Consider the following 22,216-nt stretch of genomic DNA (forward strand, 5'->3'; position numbering starts at 1 on the left):
ACACGATGTCCGATTTTTCCAATGGGAACCCGGCGACCGCCGATATCCCGCCCGAACCGCGCCCATGCGCTGGAGAGGGACAAGACCATCATGACGTCGTCGCACGCCGGCAAATTCGCCCGCCCCATCCTGATCGGGGCCTTGATCGGTTCATTGGGCCTGGCCGCCGCGCCGGCTGCGTATGCCGCCAAGCCCTTGATCAATCTTGGCCCCAAGACGGCGGCGGCGGCCGACCCGATCGAGTTCGCGGCGGGCGATGATCTCTCCAAGGCTGGCCCCGGCCTGATCTGGCAGAACGAGAAAGCCGGCGTCAAAGGCGTCAAGCAGGTGGTCATCGCCTCGTTCCAGGTCGAGTTCGTGATGAACTCGTCGGCGGCCTCGACCGGCTCGAGCTTCCAGCAGTCGAAGGTCAGCTACACGCTGTCGGGTCCCAGCCCGCAGGACATGCAAGCGATCACCGACGCCTACTACGCCAAGTTCGTCGAGGAACTGGCAGCCACCGGCGTCACCATCATCCCGCTGCAGGACGCCCTGGCCCGCAGCCCCGGCCTGCAACGGCTGATGAACATGTCCAAGCCCGCGCCCTACATTCGGGGCGGCGGGAATCGAAGCGCCTTCTATTCGCCCCCGGGCTACAAATTCTACTTCACGCCGCTGGACGGCCGCGCCAAGGCGTTCGGCGACACCATGACCACCACCGGCTCGTTCGTGCCCGAGGAGATGGCCATGAAGGAGTTGGACGCCGGCGTGATGGGCGTCCGCATGGTCGTCGATTTCGCCGAGATCGAGGCGCGCGGCCGGGGCGTGCTGGGCATGCGCCCGCCGACCGCCCGGGTGAAGAGCAAGGCCAATGTCGCCCTGCTGCCGGTCGATACCCAGCTTTGGGTGCTGACGCCCCAGGCCAAATCAACGGTAATGGATCAGGGCCACCGGGCGCGCTACGCCCTGACCAGCCCGATCGTCATGCCTGACTCGATCGTCTCGGCCGACGACACCACCACGCGCGGCAGCAAGGTTAGCGACGGCGTGGCCAGCGCCATCGGCGTCCTGGCGGGGGTTGGTGGTCAGAAGACGCGAACCTACCAGGTCAGCGTGGATCCTGTGGCGTGGAGCAAGGACGTCTCGGCGGCCATGGACGAGGTCGGCAAGGTGATGATCGCGCGGTTCAACGCGGATCGGTAGCCTCGCCTGACAGGGCGGAGGACGGATCCTATCCGTTTTCCGCCAGGTCCAGCGACCGCAGCAGGGCGGCCTCGGCGCCGTCGGGATCGCGGGCCTTCAGGCGCTCGACGATCCGAGCGTATTCGGCGGCCAGCTCGCGACGGGCCGCTTCATCCAGCTCCAGGTGCAGCCAGCCCAGCATCGCTTCCGCCACCGCGTCGAAGATGGCGTTCTTCGAGATGGCGGCCAGCTTGCCGTGGAACTGGCGGTCCAGGGCGACGAAGGCTTCGGCGTCGTCCAGCGCGGCCTGCTGCTGGGCGACCAGACGCTCCAGCTGCTCCAGGTCGGCGGCCCCAGCCTTCACCGCCGCCTCGCGGACCATGCCGCGTTCGAAGAAGCGGCGGGCTTCCTTCAGGTTCTCGACCATATTCGGCGAGGCCGACAGCATCAGCTGGGCCACCAGGTCCAGCTGGCCGACGGCGGCCTTGGCCGTCAGCGGCCGCACGCGGGCGCGCTCGCCGTGCTTGATGGTGATCAGGCCCTGGTTGGCCAGGGCCTGCATGGCCTCGCGGATCGCGGGACGGCCCACGCCGTAACGGACCATCAGCTCGCGCTCGGACGGCAGGGCCTCGCCCGGCGCGTACTCGCCCGAGGTGATCATCGCCTTGAGGCGGTCGAGGACATGGTCGGAGAGCTTGCGCTTGGCGATGGGCGTCTCGACCAGCCCTCCGTCTGCATTCCGGAGCGCCATGCCCGGAAACTGTAGCAACGCCGGTTCGAAGTCCAGCCAGTGGATCTCGACCCAGCCCCGCGCCCGGTGGAATGCCGGGCGGCGGATCGCCCCCGCCTGCGCGGGACGCCGTTCGACGCCCCGGGGCTTGAGGCGCTGGAGCGACCGCCGCGCCATGTCAGTACGACGAGAACAGCGCCGCGCGGGCCAGGCGCTGGGCCTCCAGGGCGTCCTGGCGATCCTGGGCGGCCTGCATGGCGTCGAAGTCCAGCTTGTCCAGCGCCCGGTCGATGACCTTCAGGAAGTCGATGGCCAGCTTGGCGGCCGTGACGCTATCCTCGCGGAACGGGAACTGGTCCAGCTGCCAGACGCCGTCCCAGTTGTTCTTGCGCAGGACGTAGAAGAACTCGAACAGCTCGATCGGGTGGACCGAGCCGGCGACCATGTCGTCGTCCCAGCTGCGCAGGTTGTCGTTGACGTCCATGCCGAACAGGCGGCCGTGGTCGATGGCCAACTGGGCCGCGTCGGCCGGCGACTCGCCGCCGTACAGCGAGTGGCCGAAGTCCAGCAGGATGCCGATATTGGGCAGGCCGATCTTCTCGATGCCCAACAGGGTGCGGGCCACCGAGTCGAAGCTCATGTGGTTGCGCGGCTCGCGCGGCTTGTACTCGATGACGAACTTCAGGTCGGGGTTCTGGCTGGCCAGCTCGCCGACTCCGTCCATCGACATCTGCCACAGCTTCTTGTGGTCGACCTGGAACGGATAGTCCCAGCCGTCCTGGCCCGGCCACAGCTTGACGTAGTCGGCGCCGAAGCGGCGCACCACATTGGCCGCGTCGTTGCACATCGCGTTGGCCAGGCGGCGGATGCCCGGATCGGGATTGGTGAAGGCGCCCTTGGAGAACTGGCGGGTATAGATCTCGGGCGTGATGCCGATGACCCCGAGGTTGTTGCGCTTCAGCGCGACCTCGACCTCGTCCAGCGAGAGGTTCGGATCGACGAACGGATAGTTCAGGTCGACCACCGACAGGTCGCCGACCTGGCCGGCCTTGTCGATGGCCTCGATCAGGCTGACGGGCGGGCCGTAACCGTCGGTGGCGTAGCGGTCGACATAGGTGGCGAAGTGCCAGATGCCGGCTCCGAACTTCAGCTTGCTCATGAGCGCGTACTCCAGAAACTAACGACGGGTGAGGTTGAAATTGTCGAGGTCGCGGGCATTGGCCGACGTGACCAGGAAGCAGTCCATCAACTGCTTTTCCGGCTGACCGGTCTTGCCGGTCTTCAGGAAGCGGTCGGCCAGTTCGACGGCGTACTGCGCCTGGCGGAAGGCCGGCTGCAGCACGGTGGCCTTGAGTTTGCCGGCCAGGATCGCGTCGCGGGCGTCGTTGCTGCCGTCGAAGCCGACCACCACCACGTCGCCGCGCCCGGCGCTCTCCAGGGCCGCCACCGCGCCCATGGCCATGGTGTCGTTGCCGGCGATGATGCCCTTCACGTCGGGATGGGCCTGCAGGATCGACTGGGTCTTGGCGAAGGCTTCCGACTGGCTCCAGTTGGCCGACTGGCGGCCGATCATCTTCAGGTCCGGATACTGGTCGATCACCTCGTGGAAGCCGCGCGAGCGGATGGCGGCGTTGGTGTCGCTCTCCTTGCCGACCAGTTCGACGTAAGCGCCCTTTTCGCCCATCGCCTGGACGAAGGCCTCGGCGCCCAGGGCCGCGCCCTGGAAGTTGTTGGAGACGATCTGGGCGGTGGCCAGGCCGCGCACATTGATCTCGCGGTCGATCAGGAACACCGGCACGCCGGCGGCCTTGGCCTTGCCGATCGCCGCGGCGCTGGCGTCGGCCCCGGCATTGTCGAGGATGATCGCGGCGGCGTTGCGGGCGATCGCCGTATCGATCAGCTGGCTCTGCTTGTAGGCGTCGTCGTCGTGCGAGAACTTCAGGGTCTCATAGCCCAGCGCTTTCGCGCGGGCCTCGGCCCCCGCCGCCTCCTGGCCGAAGAACGGATTGTCCATCGACGGCGTGATGATGACGATCAGGTTCGAGCGCCCCTTCGGCGCCAGCCACGCGATCCCCAGAACGACCGCGGCAAGGGCGGCGATCGCGATGATCATGTGGCTGCGTTTCATGGCGCTCCTTAGGCGGTCAGCACGCGGATGCCGCGCGCCTCGAAGGCCTTGCGGTCTTCGTCGCGGATACCGTCGTCGGTAATCAGGGTCTGGATGACCTCCACCCCGCCGCCCAGCGACGAGAACGAGGTGCGGCCGATCTTGGTGGAGTCCGCCACCAGGCAGACATGCGACGCCGCCACGATCATGGCCTTCTTGATCGGCAGGTCGGCCAGGGACGGATAGGTCAGGCCGGCCTCGAGCGAGATCGCCGCCGTCGCCAGGAAACAGGTCTCGGCGTACAGCCCCTCGAAATAGGCCGCCGAGCGCTCGCCGCTCAGCGACAGGGTCGGGGCCTTGAACTGGCCGCCCGGCATGTGGACCGTGCACGAGGGCAGCGCCCCCAGGGTCAGGGCGATGTTCAGGGCGTTGGTGACGACGTTGAGGTTCTGCCGCTCCAGCAGGTTCAGGGCCACCTCCGTGGTGGTCGAGCCGGAGTCGAGGATCAGGGTCTGGCCGTCGGTGACCAGCGAGGCGGCCAGGCGGCCGATCCGGCGCTTGGCCTCCATGTTGACCCGATGCTGCAGGGCCATGTCGCGCACCTGCTGGGGCACCGAGCGCAGGAAGGCGCCGCCGTGCTCGCGCACGATGTGGCCCTCGACCTCCAGCTTCTCCAGGTCCTGGCGGATGGTCGGCTCGGAGACGCCGAAGGCTTCGGACAGCTCGCGCACGCGGGCGCTGCCCTCTTCCTGCAGCCACTCCAGGATCTTCATGCGCCGGGGCTCGGCCAGCAGGCCCGAACCCGCCGTGGCGATGGCGCGCTGGCGGGCCGAACCCTTGGCGACGGTTTCAGACGCCGCGGCGCCCTTCTGACCGGACTTGGCCATGGCTCTCTTGCTCCTCTGCGTGACGGCGCCCTTGGTCACGGTCAGGCCTTGCCTGCCGCCGTGAGGCGTCCTTGCAGTTGGTCGAGCACGACAGCGGCGATGATCACAAGTCCTTTGATGACCATCTGCCAAAACTCACTGACGCCCATCATCACCAGGCCATCGCCCAGCACGCCGATCACGCAGGCGCCGATCAATGCGCCGCCGACCGTGCCGCGCCCGCCCGAGAGGGACGCCCCGCCCAGCACGACGGCCGCGATGGCCGATAGTTCGAAGGTCTCGCCGCTGGCCGGATGGGCCGCCACCAGCTCGGACGAGACGATCAGGCCGACCAGGGCCGCGCAGACGCCGGAGATCACATAGACGGCGACCTTGACCCGCTCGACCCGCACGCCCGACAGCAGCGCCGCGCGCTCGTTGCCGCCGATGGCGTAGACCCAGCGGCCGAACGGGGTGTCCTTGGCGACGAAGGCGGCGACCAGGGCGATGATCGCCAGCAGGATCACCGTCACCGGCAGGCCCAGCACCGAGGCCGAGCCCAGCAGCGGGAAGCCCTCATTGCCCAGATCCGGGCGGCCGACCAGGTTGGGGAAGGTCGCGCCGTTCGACAGCAGCATGGCCGCGCCGCGCGCCACGTACAGCACGCCCAGGGTGGCGATGAACGGCGCGATGCGGAAACGCGTGACCAGGACGCCGTTGAACAGGCCCGCGATCCCGCCCAGCACCAGCACGATGGCGATGACCACCGGCACGCTGGGATAGACCACCAGGCCCAAGGGCTGCAGCGTCACGCCGTTCAGGATCAGGGCGCCTGCGACCATGCCGGCCAGGCCCGCGATCGAGCCGACCGACAGGTCGATGCCGCCGGTCAGGATGACATAGGTCATGCCGATCGCCAGGATCGCCGTGATCGCCACGTGCTTGAACATGATCAGGAAGTTCGACGCCGACAGGAAGTTCGGGGCCATCACCGAGAAGAAGGCGACGACGACCGCCAAGGCGATCAGGGCGCGCAGCTTCAGCAGCACGGCCAGGAGGCCGACACCCTGAGACGACGATGCGGCGGTAGCTTCGGTCGCCATTACGCGGCGGTCTCCATGGGCTGGACGGCGTTCGAGGCGGCCACCAGAGCGGCTTCGGTGGCGTCCTCAACGGTCAGGTCGGCGGTCAGGCGGCCGGCGGCCAAAACGAGCACGCGGTCGGCGACGGCTTGGGCTTCCAGCAGGTCGGAGGTGGCGAAGACGACGGCCAGGCCCTGGTCGGCCAGCGCGCGCATGGTGTCGAACACCTCGCCCCGCGCGCCGATGTCGACGCCCCGGCTGGGCTCGTCCAGCAGCATGACCAGCGGCCCGGTCATCAGGCCGCGCCCGATCACCACCTTCTGCTGGTTGCCGCCCGACAGCGAGCCGATCGCCGCCTCGGCCCCCGCCGCCTTGACGCCCAGGCGGGCCATCATGTCGGCGATGGTCGAGCGCTCCTTGCCGTCGCTGATCCGGCCGCCGCTCAGGAAGCCGAGCAGGCTGGACAGGCCAAGGTTTCCGCCGACCGACAGATTGTGGAACAGGCCGTCGCGCTGACGATCCTCAGGGACGAAGCGCAGGCGCTTGCGGCAGCGGTCGGCGACGCTCAAGGCCGAGACGTCCTCACCGTTCAGGATCACCGTCCCGGCCGCCTTGCGGGCGCCGCAGAGGGTTTCGAGAAGCTCGGTGCGGCCCGAGCCCAGCAGGCCGTAGATCGCGGTGACCTCGCCGGCCCGGAAGTCGGCGCTGACGCCGTCCAGCAGCCGGCCGCCGCCGGGACGCGGCAGGGAGATGTCCTTGGCCGACAGCACGACCTCACCGGCCTTGCGCGTCCCGCCGCGCGGCCGCTGGCGAGCCTTGTCGCCCAGCATCTTCTCGATGATCCAGGCGACCGAAACCTTGGAGGCGGGTTCGGAGGCCACCAGCCGGCCATCGCGCAGCACGGTGACGAAGTCACCGATGCGCATCAGCTCTTCCAGCCGGTGGGAGATGTAGATCACCGCCACCCCGGCCCGCTTCAGCTCGCCGATCACGCCGAACAGCACCTCGACCTCGGCGGCGCTGAGGGCGGAGGTCGGCTCGTCCAGGATCAGGACGCGGGCGTCCTCGACCAAAGCCTTGGCGATCTCGACGATCTGCTGCTCGCCGACCCGCAGGTCGCCGACGGGGGCGTCCGGGTCGATGCCGTGGGCCAGACGGGCCAGCACCTGACGAGCGCGGGTGTTCTCGGCCGTGTGGTCGGTCGCCCCGGCTTTGGTCAGCTCACGGCCCAGGAAGATGTTCTGGGTGACCGTCAGGTTCGGGCAGAGGTTCAGTTCCTGGAAGACGATACCGACGCCGGCCTTGGCGGCCTCGCGCACGGAGGCGAAGCGCACCGGTTCGCCGTCCAGCAGCAGGCGGCCGGCGGTCGGTTGCTCGACCCCGGCCAGGATCTTCATCAGCGTCGACTTGCCCGCGCCGTTCTCGCCGATCAGCACGTTGACGGACCCGGCGTGGACATCGAAGTCGACGCCGTCCAGCGCCGTGACGCCGCCGTAGGTCTTGTCGATCCGCTTCGCCCGCAGCACGGCCATGGATCAGGCTCCGACCCGCTCGAGGCGGACGGGTGTCACGACCACGGGATCGCCGGCCTTGCCCAGCTGGAACACGCCCTGGAACCGCACGCGGTCGCCGGGCTTGAGGCCATCTGCGGCCGGCCGCGCCTGGCGCAGCGCCCGCTTGGTCAGGGCCCCGCCAACCTCGGCGAAGGCGATCTGGTTGGAGAAGTCGTTGAAGGTCACGAACGGCAGGCTGTCGCGCATGGCCGAGCCCGAGACGACCGGCCCGACCAGGACGTCGACCGGCTTGCCGCCGACCTCGACCGTGACGGCGCCGGCGCGAGCCTGGGTCTTCAAGGCCACGACCTTACCCTCGCCTTGCGTGACGAAGGTCCAGGGCGAGCCGTCGCCGGCCTGGCGACCCTCAGCGGCCCCGGCGGCGTCCAGATCCTGGTCGATTTGAGCGGACAGCTGGTCCAGCGGCTTGGCCTGCTTGTTCCAGTAGGGCGCGGCCTGGGCGTCCCAGACGGCGTCGACATAACGCGTGGCGTCGAAGCTGCCGGCCTGGCGCTCGCGGGCGGCGCGATCGGCGGCGATGGGGATGACCTTGCAGGCGCTGACCATGGGCAGCAGGGCGACCACGACGAGCATCAGGCCCGTCCGTCGCATGCTATCGCCGCGATCTCGCTCGCCCGCCTGCCGCAACGTCAGCCTCTCCCCGGATCATGCGCCATTTTCGGCGCTACTTTCGAATGATTTCGAATTCGAGCGAAACGTGTCATGGCGGATTGGGGCTGTCAATCAGGCCTTGCCGCAAAGGGGCTACCGACGCCAGCGAGCGCGATTTCCTCTGCCTGCATATGGACTTAGTTCGCACAGACAGCCCTCCCGACGCCCTCATTGAGCTTTCCCGCGCCGACCAAAACGAAGAAAATCGAAAACAAACGACGCATTTCGTCGTTGCACTCGCAAACCGCCCCGCCTAGTTTGCGCGTCGAGGGAGGCCTGGAACCAGGCGGAATCGAGCGCGGCCGAAAAACGCGCCTCTTCCGTGGTCGCACGCACCCTCGACCCATGCCGCGACGACCAGCGAGAACGTCGAAGATGAACCAAGTTCACCGCCAGGGCGCGGACGACCTCCAAAGCCGCGCCGCCCATGTGGCGCAGCGCGCCAACTGGATCCGTCGCAGCGCGCTGAAGATGATCTTCGAGGCCAAGCAGGGCCACCCCGGCGGCGACCTGTCGGCGGCCGACATCCTGGCGGCCCTCTATTTCGACGTGATGCGCTATGACGCGACCCAACCCAACGACCTGGGCCGCGACCGCTTCATCATGAGCAAGGGCCATTGCACGGGCGCCTTCTATTCGGTGCTGGCCGGGGCGGGCTTCTTCCCCGAGGAAGAACTCTCCACCTACCTCCAGCCGCTGTCGCGCCTGAACGGCCACCCCAGCCGCACCTATCTGCCGGGCGTCGAGACCAATACCGGCCCGCTGGGCCACGGCCTGCCCGTCGCAGTCGGCGCGGCCATCGCCGGCCAGATCGACAAGGCCGACTTCCGCGTCTTCGTGCTGACCGGCGACGGCGAACTGCAGGAAGGCAGCTGCTGGGAAGCGGCCATGACCGCCGGCCACCGCAAGCTGTCCAACCTGACCCTGATCGTCGACCGCAACCGCCTGCAACAGGGCGCGCCGACCGAAGAGACCGTCAGCCTCGAGCCCCTGGGCGACAAATGGCGCGCCTTCGGCTGGGACGTCCTCGAGATCGACGGCCACGATCCCGCCGCCCTGATCACCGCCCTCGAAACCAGGGGCGACAAGCCACTCTGCGTCATCGCCTCGACCATCAAGGGCAAGGGCGTCTCGTACATGGAAAACCAGGCCGGCTGGCACCATGGCTGCCCGAACCCCGAACAGTACGCTCAAGCCCTGCGGGAGCTGGCTCAGTGAACGATCCCGAAAAGGGCGAAGGCCTGTTCGACTGCCGCGAGGCCTATGTCGCCGCGCTGGAAGCCCTGGCGGAAACCGACAGCCGGATCGTCGCCGTGGTCAATGACAGCGTCGGCTCCAGCAAGCTGGGCGGTTTCCGCAAGAAATTCCCCGAGCGGCTCATCAACGTCGGCATCGCCGAGCAGAACATGATCGGCGTCGGCGCCGGCCTGGCCAATGGCGGCAAGATCCCGTTCGTCAGCGGCGCCGCTTGTTTCCTCACGGGGCGGGCCCTGGAGCAGATCAAGGCCGACATCGCCTACTCCCAGGCCAATGTGAAGCTGTGCGGCATCTCCAGCGGCATCGCTTACGGGGAGCTCGGCCCCACCCACCACTCGATCGAGGACCTGGCCTGGCTGCGGCCTATGGCGCCGCACCTGACCGTCATCGTGCCGTCCGACCCGTGGGAGACCGGCGAGGCGATCAAAGCCGCCGCCGCCCTGGACGGGCCGGTGTTCGTCCGCATCAGCCGCATGCCGGTGCCGGCGCTCAAGCACACCGCCAAGACCTTCCAGATCGGCAAGGCCGAGACCCTGCGCGAGGGCGGCGACGTCGCCATCATCGCCAACGGGACCATGGTTTGTCGCGCCCTGGCCGCCGCCCGGCTCTTGGCGGCCGAGGGCGTCGAGGCCAAGGTGATCAACATGGCCACCCTGACCCCACTCGACGAAGCCGCCATCCTGGACGCCGCCAAGACCGGCGCGGTGATCACGGTCGAGGAACACTCGGTGCGCGGCGGCCTGGGCGGCGCGGTGGCCGAGGTGCTGGCCACCCAATTCCCCTGCCGCATGCGGATCCTGGGCTTTCCCGGCTTCCTGCCCACCGGCTCGGCCGAGTTCCTGATGGAGCGCTACGGCCTGACCGCCGACGGCATCGCCGGCGCGGCGCGCGGCCTGCTAGCCAAATGAACATCTTGGCGATCGACCAGGGCACCACCAACACCAAGGCGGTGCTGGTCGGCCCCGAGGCCGAGATCCTGGCCCAGGCCTCGCGGCCTACGGCGGTCAGTTATCCGCAACCCGGGTGGGCGGAGTCCTCGGCCGACGACATCTGGGCCAGCGTCGCCGGCGTGATCGACGAGATCGTCGCCATGGGACTGCCGGTCGACGCGATCGGCCTCTCCAACCAGCGCGAGTCCGTCGTGCTGTGGGACGCCACCACCGGCCGCCCGGTCGGTCCTTGCGTGATCTGGCAATGCGGCCGCTCGGCCCCGCGCTGCGAAGCGCTGAAGGCGGAAGGCTACGAGCCCGACGCCATCGCCCGCACGGGCCTGACGCTCAACCCGATGTTCTCGGCCGGCAAGCTGGCCTGGCTGCTGGACCACGCGCCGGACGGCCGCGCCCGCGCCGCGCGGGGTCAGCTGAAGGCCGGCACGGTCGACGCCTGGCTGCTGTGGAACCTGACCGGCGGCGTCCAGCACGCCACCGACCACAGCAACGCCTCGCGCACCCAGCTGATGAACCTCTCCAGCCTGGCCTGGGACCCGGAGATGGCGCGGCTGTTCGACATCCCGCTTGAGGTCTTGCCGCAGATCCTGCCGTCCGACAGCCTGTTCGGCGAGACCGTGAAGGGCGCGACCGCCCTGCCCGCCGGCGTCCCGATCCACGCGGCCATGGGCGACTCCCACGCCGCCCTCTACGGTCACGGCCTGGATGGTCCGCGCCGGATCAAAGCCACCTGCGGCACCGGCTCGTCGCTGATGACGGTGACCAAAGAGCGGATCTGGTCGGCCCATGGCCTGTCCAGCACCATCGCTTGGAGCCGGGCCGGCGGGGCGCTGCACGCGCTGGAAGGCAATATCTCGGTCTCGGGCCACACGGTGGCGTTCGTGACCAAGCTGCTGGGCCTGCGGGACGAGCACGCGCTCACCGACCTGGCCCTCACCGTCCCTGACAGCGGCGGCGTCGCCCTGGTGCCGGCCCTGGCTGGCCTGGGCGCTCCCCACTGGCGCGACGAGGCCCGGGGCCTGGTCAGCGGCATGAACCTGGGCACGACCCCCGCGCATCTGGCCCGCGCGGCGCTGGAGGCGGTGGCCCTGCAGATCCACGACGTCTTCATGGCCATGCAGGCCGACCTGCACGGCGACCTGCCTGCCCTGAACGTCGACGGCGGCGCCTCGCGCAACGACGTGCTGATGCAGCTGCTGGCCGACCTGATCGACCGGCCGGTGATCCGCGCGGATGCGGCCGAACTCAGCGCCCTGGGCGCGGCGCGGCTGGCGGCCGAGGGCATGGGCATAAAGGCGCCACCGGCGCGGCCTGCGGAGCGGACGTTCGAGCCGGCCATGACCGCCGAGGCGCGCGGCGAGACCGTCGCGCGCTGGCAAGACGCGCTGCGCAGGGCGATGCTCTAGAACGCCACCTCGAGCGGCCCGCCGGTGTACCGCACGGTCTTCACCCGCTCGCGCCCGCCGTCGATCAGCACCACCTTGAACATCCGCTCTCGGACCATTCCCGGAAAGCGCCCCATCCGCGCGCCGATCGTCAGCTTGCGGCCGCCATCGCTCCAGGCCAGCGGTGTCACCGCCCGCTCGCCACGCTCGTAGGCGTAGCTGTCGCCGGCGTCGTCATAGAGCTCGAACTTCCCGTCCGCGCCCGTATAGACGCGCAGCTCCAGCGGCCCTTGCGGGTCCTGATCGGCATAGTTCACCGGCCCGCCCAACGGCAGGATCGCCCCGGCCTTCGCGTACAGCGGGATCTTCTCCAGCGGCGCGGCGGCGTCGATCCACTGCCCGCCCGCCAGCTTCTTGCCGGTCCAGAAGTCGTACCAGGGCGCCGCGCCCGGCAGGAACACCTGCCGCGAGCGCTGGCCGGCATTGGTCACCGGCGCGACCATCAGGGAGGGCCCAAACAGGAACTGGTCGCCGATGTTCCAGGTCCGCTCGTCGGTCCGCCAGTCCATGACCAGCGGCCGCATGATGGTGTCGGCCCTGTCGGTCACGCGCCAGGCCAGGCCGTAGATGTATGGCATCAGCCGGTAGCGCAGCCGGTCATAGTCCAGCAGGATCGGTTGCTTGTCGCCGTAAGCGAACAGGTCGTTGCGGTTGTTCTCGCGCTTGCCGTGGGTGCGGAACAGCGGGTTGAAGACGCCGAATTGGTACCAGCGGACATACAGCTCTTGGAACGCCGGGTCGGTCGTCGCCGGCCCCTTCGGCGGGTTATCCAGCACGCCGCCGTAATAGCCGCCGATGTCGGTGGTCCAATACGGCATGCCCGACAGCGCGAAGTTCAGCCCACCTTGCATCTGGCGCTGGAACACCGGGAAGCCGTTGAGGATGTCGCCTGACCATGAGGCCGCGCCGTAGCGCTGGACGCCGGCGAACGACGAGCGCGACAGGATGAACACCCGCTTGTCGTCGCGCTGCTTGCGCCAACGATCCGACACCGCCGCCACATGGGCCAGCGGGAAGGCGTTGCCATAGAGCTCGCCCGGTCCGATCGCCAGCTGACGGCCGTTAAGGGTGCGATCGGTCTCGGCCATGGTCGGCAGGTGCAGCTCGGGCTCGGAGCCGTCCAGCCAGAACGCGTCCCAGCCTTGGTCCAGCAGCTTCGATCCCAGGTGCGACCAGTAGAGGTCGGCGGCCTCGGGGTTGGTCGGGTCGTACAGCGCCGTGCCGGGAATCATCCAGCCGCGCTCGGCCATCAGCTTGTAGAGCGCCGACGACTTGGACAGCAGCGGCCACATGCTGATCAGGGTGTGGACGTGGCGCTGGCGCAGGGTCTCCAGCAGGGCCGGCACGTCGGGATAGCCGTCGGGCCGGAACTCCGGATCGCCCATCCGGCTCCACCACCGCCAGTCTTGGACGATGACGTCGACCGGCGCGTCGCCATCGCGATAGCGCTTGGTGACGTCCAGCAATTCCTGGCCGCTGGCATAGCGGTCCATCGATTGGAACAGGCCATAGGCCCAGCGCGGGAACAGCGGCGCGGCGCCGGTCATGTCGCGGTACCTGGCGACGATCTGGTCGAACTCGGGCCCGTAGACGAAGACGTAGTCGATCGCCTGGCCGACATCGGCCTGCAGGGTCAGTTCGGTCGGGAAGCGGTTGTCCAGGGTCGAGGCCGAGGCGGTGTTCCAGAGCAGGCCAAAGCCCTCGGTCGACATCATCAGCGGATGGGCGATGTCGGTATTGGCCTGGGCCAGGCGCACCGTCGCGCCCTGGTAGTTGAACTGGCCGGACTGGTGCTGGCCCAGGCCGTAGAGCCCCTGGCGCAAGGCCGGATGGAAGCGCTCGGTGACCTTGTACGCCTTCGAGCCGTCCGACAGCGTCGCGGGCTCATAGATGCGCGGCCGCTCGCCCATCTCCTGCAGCAGGATGCGGTCGTCGGGCGCGAGGAAGGTCAAGGTCCCGTCCGACAGCGAGATTGAGACCCGCAGGTCGCCGGTCTTCAGCACCTTGGCGACGGCCTTGGCCGTGCCACCGCCGGCGGCGGTGTTGACGCCGGTGCCGGTCGCGGTGGCGTCGGTCAGGGTCACGGCCTGAGACGCGCAAGGCTTGGAGAACCACGGCTGCTTCGGCGACGAGCCCGCCGCCTGGCCGTTAGGGCTGGCGACGACTCGCACCACGCCGTCGGCGCAGACCGACAGCCGCATGACGTCGGCCCCGTTGCGGACTTCGACGACCTCGCCGACCCGGGAAACCTGGACCTCGGCCAGAGCGGCGGCCGGCACGGCCAACATCGCCAGAACCGCCAGTCGAAGCGCCATACGCACGGCCATGCTCTCAAACCTCGCCGGGAAACAAAGGCGGCGCCGGTCGGGGGACCGGCGCCGAAGTACGGCTTGCGCAGGAGGGCACACACCGTTGTTGATGACTAGCTAGGCGCTAGAAGGTGTAGCGAGCGCCCACATAGAACTGACGGCCGCCGACCCGGTAGTTCTCGAAACGCTGGGTCGTGGAGTCGATGTACGAGATGTCCTTCTCGTTGGTCAGGTTCAGCGCGTCGACGCTGACCGACAGCTGGTCGGTGACCTTGTACGAGGCCGAACCGTCGAAGAACGTGGTCGACAGGTTGCCCTGGACATCCTGGTTGTAGCGGCCCGGGACGGCGGTCAGGTACTTGTCGCGATAGTTCACCGAGACGCGGGCCTGCACCTTGCCGCGCTCGTAGTACAGCGTGGCGTTTGCGGCGTTCTTCGACAGGTTCAGCAGCGGCGCGTTGATCCTGGCGGCGCCGGCCGCCGTGGTGGCGAAATAGTCGATGCTGCTATCGACATAGGTGTAGTTGGCCAGCACGCCGAAGCCGCGGAACATCTCGGGCAGGAAGTCCAGTGGCTGCTGGTAGTTCAGCTCGAAGCCCTTCAGCGGACCGCCGGGGGTGTTGATGACGTTGGTGATGCTGAAGTCGTCATTGGCGTTGACGCCCGTGCCGTCCAGCAGCGCGATCGGCAGGCCCGTCGAGGAATAGGGAGCGACGGTCGTGATGGTCTGAACGTAGGTGCTGATCTTCTTGTAGAAGAAGCCCGCCGACAGGATCGTGCCCGACTTCGGATACCACTCGATCGAGAAGTCGGCCGACTTGGCGCGGTAGGGATCCAGGTTGGCGTTGCCGGTCGAGACCGAGCGCGAGCCACCGGCCACCGAGACGCTGGTGGCCGCCGCCAGGTTGCCCAGGGCCGGACGCGCCATGACCTTGGCCGCCGAGAAGCGGATCAGCAGCTTTTCGGTCGGCTCCAGCACCAGGTTCAGCGACGGCAGGGTGTCGGTGTACTTGCGTTTGACCGTGGTCATCACGAAGCCGGCGGCGTTCACCGTGGTGGGGACGTTGGTGTAGAAGTTCGAGGTCTGGTTGGTTTCGACATAACGCACGCCGACGTCGCCGCGCACGCGCCAGCTTCCGACCTCTTGGTCGAAATTGGCCATAACGTAGCCGGTCTTGTCTTCTTCCTGCACCGAGCGGTTCTCGCCGCGCACGCTGGCCACCGTCTGCGACAGGGCCGTGCGGCCGCTGTTGCTGTAGATGTTGTAGGCGGCCTGGAAGGCGTCGATGTTCGGCGTCGTCCAGCAGGTCGGCGTCGGGGAGGGAACCTTCAGATTGGCCAGGCCGCAGAACTGCTCGGTCAGGCTCTGGATGGTGTATCCCGACGGGATGGCCGGGAAGTTGGCCTCGCCCAGGGCGTAGCGATAGGACTGGGCGCTGAAGTCGTACTGCTTCCAGTTGGCGCCGGCGCGCAACGTGAGGCCGTCGTTGAAGGCGTACTTACCGTTGACCTGGACGGTCTTGTACTTGTTGTCGGTATAGTTCGGGCGCAGGCGGATTTCCGGACCCGTCGGGCCGGTGCCGCCCGGCTGGGTCACGGTCGGACCGAAGTACCACAGCGACGGGTTGGTGACGTCGAAGCCGTAGTTGATCGCCGGCAGGTACTGCCCCTTGGGACGGATGTCGATCGAGTAGCCGTCGACATTGAAGCGGTCGATCTGGGTCGAGATGTCGTTGAAGTTGTCGAAGTCCGAGTACGAATAGCCGACGACGCCGTCGACGATGAACTTGTCACTGAACTTGTGCTCTCCGGTCAGGGTCCATTGGCCGAAATCGGTCGAGAACTCGTCGCGGTTATGCTCCGAGCGCATGTCGACATTGTCGAACAGGCCGTAGAGCATGGTGTTCTTGCTATCCAGGATCATGTCCCGGACCAGCATCTCGGGCTTGCCGCCCTGCGAAGCGCCGCGGCTGAAGCCGATGGCCTCCAGCGGCCAGTCGTCCCGGCTGACCTTGTAGCGCGAGAACAGGCCGTCCAGCGTGACCTTGGTGTCGTCGCTCGGCGCCCATTGCAGCGAGCCGGTCAGGCCCAGGCGCTCGGTCTTACCCAGGCCCTGCACGTAGCGCATGAAGCGCGGGTAGTAGGTCGTGGGCGAGCTGGCCAGGGTGTAGATCTGGTTGGCCTTGGCGAAGTCGGCCGCCGGCACGTCGCAGATGCCGCCCGTGCCCGTGGTCGGACGGCACCAGCCGCCGTCGCCATTGCCCTGGTTCCACAGGCCCGAGCTGGACTGCTGGAAGTTCACGGCCGTCTCGGAATAGGCCACCGAGAATAGCGCGCCCAGTGTGTCGTCGGCGAAGGTGTTGGAGACCAGCAGCGCCATGCGCGGGCGGGTCTTTTCGGTCTGGGTGTTGTAGCCGGCCTGGGCCGAGGCGGCGAGCTTGAAGCCCTTGTAGTCGAACGGGTGGCCGGTCACGAGGTCGACCGTCGCGCCCAGCGAGCCTTCTTCCACGTCGGCCGACGGCGTCTTGCGCACGTCGATGCGGTTGAAGAGCTCCGAGGCGAAGACGTTGAAGTCGAAGCCGCGGCCGCGGTTGGCGCCGCTGTAGCCGTCGGTAGAAGCCTGGGCCTCCATGCCGTTGATGCGCACGCGGGTGAAGTCGGGACCCAGGCCCCGCACCGACAGCGCCCGGCCTTCGCCCTGGTCGCGGCTGATGGCGACGCCGGGGATCCGCTGGATGGATTCGGCCAGGTTGTTATCGGGGAACTTGGCGATGTCCTCGGCCAGGATCGAGTCGACCACGCCGGTGTTGGTGCGCTTCAGCTCCAGGGCCTTCTGCAGGCTGTTGCGGAAGCCGGTCACCACGACCTCGGTCACGGCGGTGTCGTCGGCCGGGGCCGCGGCGGCCTCTTGGAGCGCTGCGGCGCCCATGGCGGCGGGCGCAGCCGCACCGCCGGCGGTGGCGATTACGTCCTCGGCATGGGCGACGCCGCCCAGGGCCAGCACCAGGGCCAGGCCCGAAGCGCCGCCGGCCAGTCGTTTTTGAAACCTGTTGATCATTTCCGTTCCCCTTCGCCGCGCGCTGCTGGCGCGGTCGTTTGCGTTTCCTGGGGACGCTTCTGTCGAGCGCCTCGTCGTCTTGAAGTTCGACGCCCGGAAAACACGCCCCGGACGGAAAGGCGGCGGCGTCGGCAGGAGGATGCCGACGCCGCCTTAGACACGGCTCCAGCCCCGAGAGGAGGTCTGGGCGAGAGCCGTATTCACTGTTCGCTGAACAAAAGTGCTACCAAAGGACATCAATCGAAATCAATCGAAAACGTATAGATGACGAAAGATATGTCTGAGGAATGGATTTTGGAGGCTGAGCGGCGCTGTGCTACGCCACAGCCTGGGCCATTCCGGCGAGGAATTTCAAGGGCAAAGGCACATTCCCAGATGATGGGAGCAGTGACTTTCGTTTTCCTTTCTTTTCGCTTTAACCGCGCGGAATCCGCGTTGACCCCCACCTTGGCCATCGGTACCTGTTGCGATAGCCAAGGCGCATGAGCGCCAGAAGACGGACCGAGATCCCGGAACACCGGGGCCGCCAGGGTTCGAACGGGGAAAGGATCCGCGCATGACTGGATTTGCTTCGCTCGCCGCAGGACTGCGCACGGGCGCCAGCCTGGCGCTGATCGCGACCCTGACGGCCTCGCCGGTCATGGCCGCCCAGGCGCCGACCGCCGCGCCAACCTCCCAGTCACCGCTGAAGGCCGCCCACGAAAAGCCGCGCCTGTTCGTGCTGACCGACATCGGCGGCGACCCTGACGACCAGGAGTCGATGGTCCGCCTGATGACCTATGCCAACCAGGTCGACATCGAGGGCCTGGTCGCCACCACGGTGAAGGGCGAAGTCAATCCGCAGCTGATCACCGACATCGTCGGCACCTACGGCAAGGTGCGCGACAATCTCGAGCAGCACGAGAAGGGCTTCCCCACCGCCGACGCCTTGAAGGCGGTCGTCTCGCAAGCCCTGGTTCCGGACGGAAAGACCGCCATCGGCGCGGGCAAGGACTCGCCGGGCTCTGACCTGCTGATCAAGGCCGTCGACCGCGATGATCCGCGCCCGGTCTGGGTCACCGTCTGGGGCGGCCCCACCGTGCTGGGTCAGGCCCTGTGGAAGGTGCGCAACACGCGCTCCAAGGCGGCCCTGGCCAAGTTCGTGTCGAAGCTGCGCGTCTATGCGATCTCGGACCAGGACGACAGCGGCCCCTGGATCCGCCGCGAATTCCCGGACCTGCACTACATCGTCAGCCCCGGCGTCAGCTTCCACATGTCGACCTGGATCGGCATCGGCGGCGACAACTTCCACGGCCGCTTCGGCGGGGCGAACGAATATCTCGTCAGCAACGAGTGGCTGAACGCCAACATCCGCGCCAAGGGTCCGCTGGGCGCGGCCTATCCCAGCTGGAAGTTCCAGATGGAGGGCGACACCCCGTCGTTCCTGAACCTGATCGACAACGGCCTGTCGGATCCTGACCACCCCGAGTGGGGCGGCTGGGGCGGTCGCTACGAGCTCTACACCCCGCGCAAGGAGCGCTGGTTCCTGGAGCCCGAGACCCGGCCGATCTGGACCAATGTCATGGACGAGGTCCAGGGCCGCGACGGCGAGTGGCACACCACCAATCACGCCACGATCTGGCGCTGGCGCGAGGCGTTCCAGAACGACTTCGCCGCCCGCATGGACTGGACGATCAAGCCCTACAAGGACGCCAACCACCCGCCGGTCCCCAAGCTGGAGACCCCGGACTACATCGTCGCCAAGCCCGGCGACCGCATCGATCTCAGCGCTGTCGGCTCGACCGATCCGGACGGGGACGCCCTGTCCTACGAGTGGTTCTGCTACGAGGAGGCTGGCACGCGCGGCATGACCAGCTCGGCCTCGGGCGTGAAGCTGGACATCAACAACGCCGACCAGCCCAAGGCCTGGCTGACCGTCAAGACCAACCGCGTCGTGCCGCCCGGCACGGGGACCATGCACATCATCCTGGCCGTCACCGACCACGGCTCCCCGCGCCTGACCCGCTACAAGCGGGTGATCATCGACGTGAAGTAACCGGCAGCTGGGTCCGCGCGAAGGCCGTCTTCGCGACGGCCTCCGTGCCGATCACCGCGCCCTGGGCGAAGTCCAGGCGCGCGGCCTTGCCGGCGGTTTCGAAGACCAGGACGTTGGTCCCACTGCCCTCTACATACTTGCCTGCCTGACCGCTGGCCGAGACCAGCTGGGGCGCGCCCTTCACGGTGACCAGACGATCGAAGATCAGCTTCGTCTTGCCGCCCTCATCCTCGACGGCGGTCACGCGCGGGCCGTCGGCGCGTTCGGGGTTCCAGGTCCCGGCGAAGGTCCAGGCCGCGTCGATCTTGACGGCCTGAGCCTTGCCCAGATTGTCGGCCATCCAGGCGTAGTCGCCGCCAGCGCGGTGGCTGTTGCTGAAGTAGCGACGCTCACCCCATTGGGTCTCGGCGGCCGCGACCTTGTTGCGATCGATGTCGGCCGGGCTCGGGGCCCCGCCGTCCAGCGGATAGACCACCTGGTAGGTCGGCTTGTCGCGCATGCGTTCGGAAAAGACGCAGTCGATGAAATAGAACTGCGCGTCGCGGTGATGGCGGCCCAGATAGAAGTTCGGCGGGCCGTCGAACGCGCAGCCCTTCATGACGAACTTCTTGTCGGCGTTGCCCTTGCCCTCGTGCCAGACGGCGGCCTCGGCGCGGGGATAGATCTGGACGATCTCGGAATCGGCCATGAAGCACCAGCCGCGCGGGCAGACGAAGTCCACCGCCCCGGTGATCCGCAGGCCGGTGTGATAGTAGCGCCCGCCATCGGGGCTGAGCGGCGTGGCGCCCGGCGTTTCGGAGAGGCCCACCTCGGCCTTGGACTTGTCGGTCCGCCACAGGGCCAGGGTGTCGGCGCCCAGGCTCAAGAGATCGGCGTCCTGGATGATCGTGCGGTCGGCGCGGCCCAGCACCGCGAAGGCGTGGGGGCCGGCGACCGTGACGGTGTTGTGCACCGTCATGTGCTCGAGGACGAAGTCGTGGGCGGTGGCGGCGATATTGACCACGCCCTGGCCGATCTCGTCCTTGGTCTCGCTGGCAGGACGGTTGGCCTGCAACCGCACGCCCAGCCGGCTCTCGCCGCGCAGGGTCACGTACGGCGCGTCGACACGCACGGCCTCGTCATAGAAGCCGTTGCGGACCAGGATCACCTTGCGCTCGCGGTTGTCGGTCGGGATCGACTTCAACGCCGCCTGGACCGAGCTGAACTGACCCGAGCCGTCCTTGGCGACGACGATGTCGGGGACCAGGGCGTATGACGCCGCCGCCGGAACCGCCGCCCGCGCGGCCATGGGCAGCGCCGAGATGCCGGCCAGCGCCACGCGGCGCGTCATCGAGAAGGTCATGCTTTCTGGGTCCGCAGATAGGTGATCAGGCGCGCCATGTTGTTGATGTAGGCGCCGGTGGAAATGCCCATTGGGCCTCTGGGCAGGGTGAAGGGCGAGGTGTCCCAGGCGTCGCCGACCTGGCCGACATCCACGAAGCCGGCGGGCGGCTTGTCCGGGCCAGGCCCCTGGTAGGGATGGCTGGTCGTCCGGAGCTCGACGGGCCAGTAGCCCTCGACGTTCAGGCCTCCGACCAGCTCGGCCACCGCCGCCGCGCGCTTGCCGTCGGCGACCGTGACGTTCAGGTCCGAGCCGCCGACATGGCTGACGATGTAGGGCGGCAGCAGCGACGGCCCACGCCCCATCAGGGTCGAGTTCTTCGTCGCCTCCTCTGGCGACATCGCCGCGACGCGATCGTAGCGGGCGCGCAGAGCCGCGACGTTGATGTGCTTTTCCGCGTGCGCGCCTTCGGTGTTGAAGTCGGCCCAGAACCGCCCGTTCTGCGAGTTCGAACCACTGCGATGCCCGCCCAGCAGCTTGCCGGTCGTCGGGTCGTAGTTGCGGTAGAAGTTGCGCCCGTCGGGCCCGCGCTTGTCGGCCGGGATCTCGACGCTGGCGAGCCAGTCGAGCGCCTCGGGGACCCGGGCCAGGTACGTCCGCTCGCCGGTCTGCTGGTAGTAGTTCAGCAGCTGGACCACCGCCGCGGCCGTGCCGTGCGGGGTGATCGAAACGGGCTCATAGGTGCGGCCCGTCGCCGGCTTCAGGTCCAGCGAGTACTGCATCGCCCAACCCGGCGCGGGCTGCGGCTGCTGTAGGGCGATGATCAGCGCCATGCCGCGCTTGAGGGGCTCTCGCACCCGCTCGTCCTTCAGCTGCTGCAGGACCAGCAGCAGGAAGTCGATGTTCTCCTCGGCGACCTCGTCGTTCAGCGTGATGAAGCCGGTGTAGTCGGGCCGTCCCTGTTTGGAGAACTCGCCCATGCGCGGCCAGCGCTGGGGCCAGCCACCGTTGGAGTATTGGCTCTTCAGGACGAAATCGACCGCCTTGTCGACGGCGGCGCGGTACTTGGGATCGCCCTTCTCCAGGTGCAGGCGCAGCAGGAAGCGGCCGCACTCGACCGTCACGTGGTCGTCGAAGGTGGCGTTGCCGTAGTAGTGCTGGAATTCCTCCAGCCGCCAGCCGTTGGTCCCGATGGTCTCGTACCAGCGGCGCAGGCTGGCCTCGCCGGCGAAGTCGATGATGTAGTTCCAGCCGCCCGACGGATGCTGGCCCGCGATCAGGGCCGAGGCGGCCTGCTCGGCGGCCTGGTAATAGGCCTCGTCGCCGGTCGCGTGATAGGCGTCGAGGAAGATCTGGCCCATCTCGGGCGTGCCCGGCGCCTGGGTCCAGACCATGGACGGATAGGCCTCCATCTCGCCCCAACGGCGCGAGAAGTCCGCCAGGTAGGACCAGACATAGCCGCCATGGACTGCGACCTTGTCGGTCATGAAGCGCGTGGCCTTGGCCATGGTCGCCCTGACCTCGGCGGCGGACGGTCCGGTCGCGGCCTCAGCCGCCCCGCCCAGGAAAGGCAGGGCCGCCACGGAGCCCAGCAAGGTGCGTCGCGAGAACATTCCGCACTCCATCCAAAAAAGCTCGACGCCGGCGATGGGGATCGCCGGCGTCGCTCTGGA

General features: G+C 68.0%; 16 protein-coding genes. 5 read left to right on the forward strand and 11 right to left on the reverse strand.

All coding sequences use genetic code 11. From position 1 onward, the window contains the following. Positions 1-90: 90 nt before the first annotated feature. Positions 91-1,182 carry a hypothetical protein gene (locus AC1RR5_RS11205; protein WP_492921591.1) on the forward strand — a complete coding sequence of 364 codons (1,092 nt, stop codon included), beginning with the start codon at positions 91-93 and terminating at the stop codon, positions 1,180-1,182. Positions 1,183-1,210: 28 nt separating this feature from the next. Here the strand turns inward: AC1RR5_RS11205 and AC1RR5_RS11210 are convergent, their stop codons facing one another. Genes AC1RR5_RS11210 through AC1RR5_RS11240 form a run of 7 tightly spaced genes read right to left on the reverse strand, consistent with a single transcriptional unit; the run spans position 1,211 to position 8,111 of the window. Continuing rightward, positions 1,211-2,068: a GntR family transcriptional regulator gene (locus AC1RR5_RS11210; RefSeq protein ID WP_492921593.1), complete on the reverse strand. Its 858-nt coding sequence runs from the start codon at positions 2,066-2,068 to the stop codon at positions 1,211-1,213. A gap of 1 nt (position 2,069) precedes the next feature. After that, on the reverse strand, positions 2,070-3,050 hold the full coding sequence (locus AC1RR5_RS11215) for a sugar phosphate isomerase/epimerase family protein (protein WP_492921594.1): 981 nt from the start codon (positions 3,048-3,050) through the stop codon (positions 2,070-2,072). Between the two features lie 18 nt (positions 3,051-3,068). After that, positions 3,069-4,019 (reverse strand): D-ribose ABC transporter substrate-binding protein, encoded by a 951-nt coding sequence (locus AC1RR5_RS11220; protein ID WP_492921595.1) that lies wholly within the window; start codon positions 4,017-4,019, stop codon positions 3,069-3,071. Between the two features lie 8 nt (positions 4,020-4,027). Continuing rightward, positions 4,028-4,885, reverse strand: coding sequence for a DeoR/GlpR family DNA-binding transcription regulator (locus tag AC1RR5_RS11225; RefSeq protein ID WP_492921597.1), 858 nt, complete (start codon positions 4,883-4,885; stop codon positions 4,028-4,030). 41 nt (positions 4,886-4,926) lie between these two features. Then, positions 4,927-5,967, reverse strand: a complete 1,041-nt coding sequence (locus AC1RR5_RS11230; protein WP_492921598.1) for an ABC transporter permease — start codon at positions 5,965-5,967, stop codon at positions 4,927-4,929. Beyond that, a complete protein-coding gene (locus AC1RR5_RS11235; RefSeq protein ID WP_492921599.1) occupies positions 5,967-7,478 on the reverse strand; it encodes a sugar ABC transporter ATP-binding protein in 1,512 nt (503 codons plus the stop codon). Before AC1RR5_RS11235 ends, AC1RR5_RS11230 begins: the two co-directional genes overlap by 1 nt. A 3-nt stretch (positions 7,479-7,481) precedes the next feature. Continuing rightward, positions 7,482-8,111: a DUF2291 family protein gene (locus tag AC1RR5_RS11240; RefSeq protein WP_492921600.1), complete on the reverse strand. Its 630-nt coding sequence runs from the start codon at positions 8,109-8,111 to the stop codon at positions 7,482-7,484. A gap of 435 nt (positions 8,112-8,546) precedes the next feature. Between AC1RR5_RS11240 and AC1RR5_RS11245 the strand changes: the two genes are divergently transcribed. The 3 genes from AC1RR5_RS11245 to AC1RR5_RS11255 are packed head-to-tail and all read left to right on the forward strand — an operon-like array spanning position 8,547 to position 11,781. Continuing rightward, positions 8,547-9,389 carry a transketolase gene (locus AC1RR5_RS11245; protein WP_492921601.1) on the forward strand — a complete coding sequence of 281 codons (843 nt, stop codon included), beginning with the start codon at positions 8,547-8,549 and terminating at the stop codon, positions 9,387-9,389. Next, positions 9,386-10,336 (forward strand): transketolase family protein, encoded by a 951-nt coding sequence (locus AC1RR5_RS11250; protein WP_492921603.1) that lies wholly within the window; start codon positions 9,386-9,388, stop codon positions 10,334-10,336. The genes AC1RR5_RS11245 and AC1RR5_RS11250 overlap by 4 nt, the downstream gene beginning before the upstream one ends. Continuing rightward, positions 10,333-11,781 carry an FGGY family carbohydrate kinase gene (locus AC1RR5_RS11255; RefSeq protein WP_492921604.1) on the forward strand — a complete coding sequence of 483 codons (1,449 nt, stop codon included), beginning with the start codon at positions 10,333-10,335 and terminating at the stop codon, positions 11,779-11,781. Before AC1RR5_RS11250 ends, AC1RR5_RS11255 begins: the two co-directional genes overlap by 4 nt. Here AC1RR5_RS11255 and AC1RR5_RS11260 read toward each other — a convergent pair. Both AC1RR5_RS11260 and AC1RR5_RS11265 read right to left on the reverse strand, forming a co-directional pair. After that, positions 11,778-14,135, reverse strand: a complete 2,358-nt coding sequence (locus AC1RR5_RS11260; protein ID WP_492922091.1) for a glycoside hydrolase family 31 protein — start codon at positions 14,133-14,135, stop codon at positions 11,778-11,780. The two genes, AC1RR5_RS11255 and AC1RR5_RS11260, sit on opposite strands and share 4 nt — an antisense overlap. 118 nt (positions 14,136-14,253) lie before the next feature. Further along, a complete protein-coding gene (locus AC1RR5_RS11265; protein WP_492921606.1) occupies positions 14,254-17,187 on the reverse strand; it encodes a TonB-dependent receptor in 2,934 nt (977 codons plus the stop codon). 556 nt (positions 17,188-17,743) lie between these two features. On the opposite strand from AC1RR5_RS11265, the gene AC1RR5_RS11270 reads away from it, so the two are divergent. Then, positions 17,744-19,222 (forward strand): nucleoside hydrolase-like domain-containing protein, encoded by a 1,479-nt coding sequence (locus tag AC1RR5_RS11270; RefSeq protein WP_492921607.1) that lies wholly within the window; start codon positions 17,744-17,746, stop codon positions 19,220-19,222. Here AC1RR5_RS11270 and AC1RR5_RS11275 read toward each other — a convergent pair. Together AC1RR5_RS11275 and AC1RR5_RS11280 are read right to left on the reverse strand one after the other, a co-directional pair. Continuing rightward, positions 19,206-20,564, reverse strand: coding sequence for a pectinesterase family protein (locus AC1RR5_RS11275; RefSeq protein WP_492921608.1), 1,359 nt, complete (start codon positions 20,562-20,564; stop codon positions 19,206-19,208). The genes AC1RR5_RS11270 and AC1RR5_RS11275 overlap by 17 nt on opposite strands. Next, positions 20,561-22,156, reverse strand: coding sequence for a pectate lyase (locus AC1RR5_RS11280; RefSeq protein ID WP_492921609.1), 1,596 nt, complete (start codon positions 22,154-22,156; stop codon positions 20,561-20,563). The genes AC1RR5_RS11275 and AC1RR5_RS11280 overlap by 4 nt, the downstream gene beginning before the upstream one ends. Between the last annotated feature and the right edge of the window lie 60 nt (positions 22,157-22,216).

It is taken from the genome of Caulobacter sp. GW821-FHT11E11 (genome assembly GCF_058808315.1).

What these genes read in the sequence shown, in the direction of transcription:
- AC1RR5_RS11205 (WP_492921591.1), top strand. Translation starts at nt 91, where the DNA reads ATGACGTCGTCGCACGCCGGCAAATTCGCCCGCCCCATCCTGATCGGG.
- AC1RR5_RS11210 (WP_492921593.1), bottom strand. Translation starts at nt 2,068, where the DNA reads ATGGCGCGGCGGTCGCTCCAGCGCCTCAAGCCCCGGGGCGTCGAACGG.
- AC1RR5_RS11215 (WP_492921594.1), bottom strand. Translation starts at nt 3,050, where the DNA reads ATGAGCAAGCTGAAGTTCGGAGCCGGCATCTGGCACTTCGCCACCTAT.
- AC1RR5_RS11220 (WP_492921595.1), bottom strand. Translation starts at nt 4,019, where the DNA reads ATGAAACGCAGCCACATGATCATCGCGATCGCCGCCCTTGCCGCGGTC.
- AC1RR5_RS11225 (WP_492921597.1), bottom strand. Translation starts at nt 4,885, where the DNA reads ATGGCCAAGTCCGGTCAGAAGGGCGCCGCGGCGTCTGAAACCGTCGCC.
- AC1RR5_RS11230 (WP_492921598.1), bottom strand. Translation starts at nt 5,967, where the DNA reads ATGGCGACCGAAGCTACCGCCGCATCGTCGTCTCAGGGTGTCGGCCTC.
- AC1RR5_RS11235 (WP_492921599.1), bottom strand. Translation starts at nt 7,478, where the DNA reads ATGGCCGTGCTGCGGGCGAAGCGGATCGACAAGACCTACGGCGGCGTC.
- AC1RR5_RS11240 (WP_492921600.1), bottom strand. Translation starts at nt 8,111, where the DNA reads ATGCGACGGACGGGCCTGATGCTCGTCGTGGTCGCCCTGCTGCCCATG.
- AC1RR5_RS11245 (WP_492921601.1), top strand. Translation starts at nt 8,547, where the DNA reads ATGAACCAAGTTCACCGCCAGGGCGCGGACGACCTCCAAAGCCGCGCC.
- AC1RR5_RS11255 (WP_492921604.1), top strand. Translation starts at nt 10,333, where the DNA reads ATGAACATCTTGGCGATCGACCAGGGCACCACCAACACCAAGGCGGTG.
- AC1RR5_RS11260 (WP_492922091.1), bottom strand. Translation starts at nt 14,135, where the DNA reads ATGGCGCTTCGACTGGCGGTTCTGGCGATGTTGGCCGTGCCGGCCGCC.
- AC1RR5_RS11265 (WP_492921606.1), bottom strand. Translation starts at nt 17,187, where the DNA reads ATGATCAACAGGTTTCAAAAACGACTGGCCGGCGGCGCTTCGGGCCTG.
- AC1RR5_RS11270 (WP_492921607.1), top strand. Translation starts at nt 17,744, where the DNA reads ATGACTGGATTTGCTTCGCTCGCCGCAGGACTGCGCACGGGCGCCAGC.
- AC1RR5_RS11275 (WP_492921608.1), bottom strand. Translation starts at nt 20,564, where the DNA reads ATGACCTTCTCGATGACGCGCCGCGTGGCGCTGGCCGGCATCTCGGCG.
- AC1RR5_RS11280 (WP_492921609.1), bottom strand. Translation starts at nt 22,156, where the DNA reads ATGTTCTCGCGACGCACCTTGCTGGGCTCCGTGGCGGCCCTGCCTTTC.